General features: G+C 44.1%; 3 protein-coding genes. 1 reads left to right on the forward strand and 2 read right to left on the reverse strand.

Features of this window, described 5'->3' with window-relative positions:
- Positions 1-332 precede the first annotated feature (332 nt).
- Positions 333-1,541, forward strand: coding sequence for a tyrosine-type recombinase/integrase (locus PG888_RS22330; protein ID WP_270694428.1), 1,209 nt, complete (start codon positions 333-335; stop codon positions 1,539-1,541).
- Between the two features lie 294 nt (positions 1,542-1,835).
- Here PG888_RS22330 and PG888_RS22335 read toward each other — a convergent pair whose 3' ends face one another.
- A complete protein-coding gene (locus PG888_RS22335; protein ID WP_081086137.1) occupies positions 1,836-3,278 on the reverse strand; it encodes a hypothetical protein in 1,443 nt (480 codons plus the stop codon).
- Positions 3,275-4,966, reverse strand: coding sequence for a DEAD/DEAH box helicase family protein (locus PG888_RS23265; protein ID WP_270694429.1), 1,692 nt, complete (start codon positions 4,964-4,966; stop codon positions 3,275-3,277). Before PG888_RS23265 ends, PG888_RS22335 begins: the two co-directional genes overlap by 4 nt.
- Positions 4,967-5,038 lie beyond the last annotated feature (72 nt).

Consider the following 5,038-nt stretch of genomic DNA (forward strand, 5'->3'; position numbering starts at 1 on the left):
GAGCGTTCACATTGGTCCGGAAATGGTGTTCACGTTGAATCGGAATTGGTGTTCATGATCGGCCGGAATATGCAACACTGGCCTTTTCGCTCCTCCAGAAACGAAAAAACCCCATGAAATTCATGGGGTTGATTCACACTCAATTTGGCGGTGAGGGAGACCGCCTGAATTAAGTCCAACCAAAACCAGCCACATCCTACATATCCAGTTAAAATCAATACCTTACTTAATGGTTCGTCCAACAGCGTCCGGCTGAAAATGACTCTATCCCGCACTAAATGGCACAATAGATGGCATAGTCCATGGCATGCCACATTCTCAAGGAATCCCCTATGGCACTTCTTACCGATACTAAAGCACGTAATCTCAAGCCAGATGACAAAGCGATTGCACATGGTGGCGTAACAGGCCTGGCACTTCATCCGTCAACGGCTAAAGGCCGTGGCAACTGGGTACTTCGTTATGTCAGCCCAGTGACCGGTAAACGCAGAAATGCAGGGCTTGGCTCGTACCCCGAGATATCGATAGCCGATGCCACCAAGCAAGGGCAGAAAATGCGAGAACAACTCGCCAATGGTCTTGACCCACTCGAACTCAAACGTGCAGAGGAGAGCAAACCCTCTATCCCAATTTTCGAGGCTGCTGCTCGGGAAGTTCATTCCAAACTGCTGCCTGGATGGAAAAACCCCAAACACGGCAAACAGTGGATCTCGACGCTCGAGCAGTATGCATTCCCCATGATTGGCCAGTACTCAATCTCTGCCATCACTCCTGCACAGATCGCTGAGGTCTTAATGCCGATCTGGTTGGAGATCCCTGAAACTGCCAGCCGTGTGAAACAACGGCTGCATGCGGTCATGGCTTGGGCCTGGGCGCATGGTCACTGCCAAGCAAACCCGGTCGATGTGGTAAATCACTTACTCCCACTACAACCCAGTAAAGCCGTTCGTACCGAACATCAACCTGCCATGCCCTGGCGTGATATTCCAACCTTTGTCCAGCAGCATCTCAGGACAACACAACAGTACGATGTAACTCGCTTAATGCTGGAGTTCTTGATCCTGACGGCTTGCCGTTCAGGTGAAGTCAGATCGATGAAATGGTCAGAAGTAGACCTGGAAGCAAGAGTCTGGACCTTGCCAGCGGAACGAATGAAGGCCAAACAAATGCATCGCGTCCCGTTATCTCTTCGAGCTGTTGAGATCCTGATGGGATTACAGGGGTTGCATGATGAATTGGTCTTCCCTTCACCACGCGATCAAGTTCCACTATCAGATATGGTACTAACGACATTTTTGCGACGGGTAAAAGCACCAAGCTCTACTCCTGGCCGTCTGGCAACTGCTCATGGCTTTCGTTCTAGCTTTCGCGACTGGTGCAGCGAGCAGGGTTATGCACGGGATCTCGCTGAACGAGCGTTAGCTCACACAGTGCAGAACAAGGTAGAAGCTGCGTATCATCGTACCGACTTGCTAGACCAGCGGCGGCCCATGATGGATGCCTGGGCCACATTTATATCCGGTAGCCAAACAACTGAATAAAAAAATGAAGCGGCCTATTAGGCCGCTTCATTTTTGCCACAATGATGAATCCACCGTATCCCAACTGTAAACAGTTATTCCCAGTCAGGAAGAACAAAGCTTCCCTCATCGTTTGTCGGTAACTTGGGTACTTGCACGTCCCCGTATTAACCGGCAAATCATCAAGCTGGCAAGCCACGGATAGGAAGGAGTGAATGGTTGGTTCCTATCAAAAAACTCGTGTTGTACCAAGTGATGCAATGAAAACGGGACCTTAAGTTACGCATTTTCTTAAGGCCCCTTTAGTTATAATCGCTAAGCATCAACCCCTTTAGCTAACGAGGAAATAGCACCACAGTCATTTGGTTTATCAAATGCAGAGATATCTCTGACATACTCATTAACCAAGAACCCAAGTTTCTTAACCAACTCTTTATTTTTTGTAATATAGCCAATGGGCATAGTTATTGGCAAAGTCTCTGGCTGAGAAAAATGGTAAATAACAACACCAAATTCATCTTCAAGATGAAGGATCTCAACATTGCCATCCAGGAATCCCTCAGCAAGGCCCTTAGCATCATTGTGGAACTGACCAAGTTCACGCATCCACTGTTTGGCTCCTTTGATATCCCGATGATCGCATACTGGAACGTATAGCACAGGCTTGTAAAGCCTCTTCTCTTTTGTACTAGACCTGTGGATGAAGTCACTTAAGCTTGAAATAAAACGAGCGCTCTTCGCCCAATATGGGTCTGAAGGAGCAATCCAGGTAAATCGATTATTACTAGTATCAGATTTTTCTTTAATACGCTTACTGAGCACAGGATTTAGAATCTTCTGTAGCTTTTCCCAGTTACTTTTTAAGTATATTGGACCAAGAAAAGTCAACCTCTCAGACGTTGTATGAGCCTCTAATGCCTGGATGTCTTCTATATACTTTGGATTGAACAGGTTTGTTTTTGAATCAAATAGTTTTAGTGTATCTTCATCGTTCAGGGAAACCATGGACTTGAAGATACTCATGGAGTTGTTGACCATAGATATCCGAGATAGCTCTAAAGCCATTAGTTCATGAATACACTCCGAACTATTCAACTCTTCATAGTCTTCACGCTCGACAGCCTTTCCATCAGTGTCCATTTTAAAATCTGTTGTCAAGCGTAATGGAAACTGTCGCAGCTTATTGACAGAGTTTACGGTGTAAACAGAGGGGCGTTCTTTACCATCTTGAGTCAGCAAATGAGACAGATATCCTTTATCCAGAATTTGGGTAAACTGGTGCTGGAAGTGTTTCTCGACTAACCTTTCACTTTGAGAAACGTTGCTATCATCTATTTTCAGAGATATTCCGGCATTCCACTTTTCTTGGATATTCTGGTTACTGAAACAACTAAATGTAGCCAAATCAAATGACAACGTAGCTCCACTATCTTGTACAGTAGAAAGCTGTGGTATTTCACCAATTTCAGAAAAATAACCATTTGACTTATCTGTCAAAGTTAGAAGACCGTCATCTGAAAGAGTCAGTTCACCACGTTGAACTAAATCAGATATGGCCTCATCTGTCTCTCGACGGCTAAGGCCAAAATATTTTGAAATTTGTGACTTACTCATTGATGCCACATGAACAAGCCTCAGCACAAATTCCCTTATGAATGGAAGCCCCTTCTTAGAGATATATGAAAATTGAATATTAAACCTTTGCGCAGGCAGCAAAAAATCGACCTCATGATAAATAACCTTATTTTCTGACATCATTTTCTTTTCCCACTCTGCTCAGCGGAGATAAATTTGTACCCAGCTTTCTCACCAGATTCCGTCATATAACGAACAACAGATCCCAATGGCAACTCTTTATTATTGCCTTTCCAAATATCCGCATTGCCAACAATCAACAAACGATCCATCGCTCGAGACATCGCAACATTTATCCGATTTGGAGCTCGTAAAAAACCTGGGCTATGTTTTTTATCAGAACGAGTTAAGGACAATATGATAATCCTGTTTTCTTTACCTTGATAGCTATCTACTGTGTCAATTTTTACAATATCTTTGAATCCATCACTCCAGATTTCCTGGTTAAACTTCTGACGCAGTAATTTTTTTTGTTCGGCATACATACAAATCACACCGATCGCTGGTTCATCTTTGCTGGTAAGATTCGATAGCTTCGCAACGAAATCAATATTTTCTGACACCTGTTTAAGCACAGAAATAATCTGATCTGCTTCACAGCGGTTGTAGATACTTGTCCCACGATCTTCCAAGTGATGTGCTCGTTGGCCCTGGGGAGAGGTATCTAGCCAAGTCACAATGCTGTGCAAAGCAGGCGGCGCATGCTGATAGACATCTGGAATTGTTCGCACACCATTTCGAAGCTTACCTTCATAAAAGGTCTTCGATACAAGACTCCCAATAGGGGGGGCCATACGATATTGAGTAAGCAATGCTGCACTTGCTTGCTCACCATAGGTAGAGTTGAATGCTCGGGCAAAGTCACTTCGTAATAGTTCATCGATCTCAGTGCGTGAACTGTTGATACCCAATTTTCTTGCCAAAGCAGCCTTATGTGCATCGGAATATAATGGAGGAAGCTGCAAATGGTCTCCAACTAGCAGAATACGTCTAGCTGACTGCATAGCAATCGCTAATTCACTCGCAATTGAGCGTGCGGCCTCATCGATAATCACCCAATCGTATATATTGTCCTGGATGCCAATATGGCCTTGTCCAATACCGACACATGTTCCTGCTACTAACTGTCTTGAACGTGCATAGAATTCGTCAACGTTAACCCGCTCTCCCGACAAAGCATCCAACATATCTCGTGATATTTTAGCTAATGCTTTTACTCGGCGGGCCTCATCGGGTCTGACACCATACTCCCTACACAATTTATAAATCAGAATTTCTTTTGCTTCTGAGATATTAGCATCAGTATCCAAATTAATATCATGCTCAGCACTTAACTTCGAGCGTATTGAAAGATCAAGCTCTACTGAAATTTCCTTCAGAACTTTAATATCATTCTCATCTCTCAGGTCATTCACTTGATAAAGTAATGCCTCAAGATGGTCAATTTTTTTGAAAAGCTTAAGCTCTGCCTGCACAATACTAGATATAAATTCTGGATCCAAACCAATTGCTTCACTCAAGGCTTCTACACGATACTTACTTTCAGCGCTGAACAATTCACGCTTCTCGGTTGTGATTGCGTTCGAGTAGACATCTTTCAGCCCTTGAGATACAGCGCCTTCGCGGTTACTAAACCTTACGACTTCTAGATCTGTATTAAGACGAGCACAGTGCTTCCGAATCCGTTCAGCGGCTGTATTAACTGCTTCATGAGACTGACTAACCAACAAGATACGTTTAGTATTCTGCTTCTCTACCAAATAATGCACAAAAGCAGCGATAAACTCGGTTTTACCTGTCCCTGGAGGCAGGGTGAGAGCGTGAACATTTTGTTAAATTTCACCCAGTTTTTTGAGACCCGCATTGAGTACCGTTTCCAGATA

It is taken from the genome of Aeromonas sp. QDB23 (genome assembly GCF_027707745.1).
Taxonomy (GTDB): Bacteria; Pseudomonadota; Gammaproteobacteria; order Enterobacterales; family Aeromonadaceae; genus Aeromonas; species Aeromonas allosaccharophila.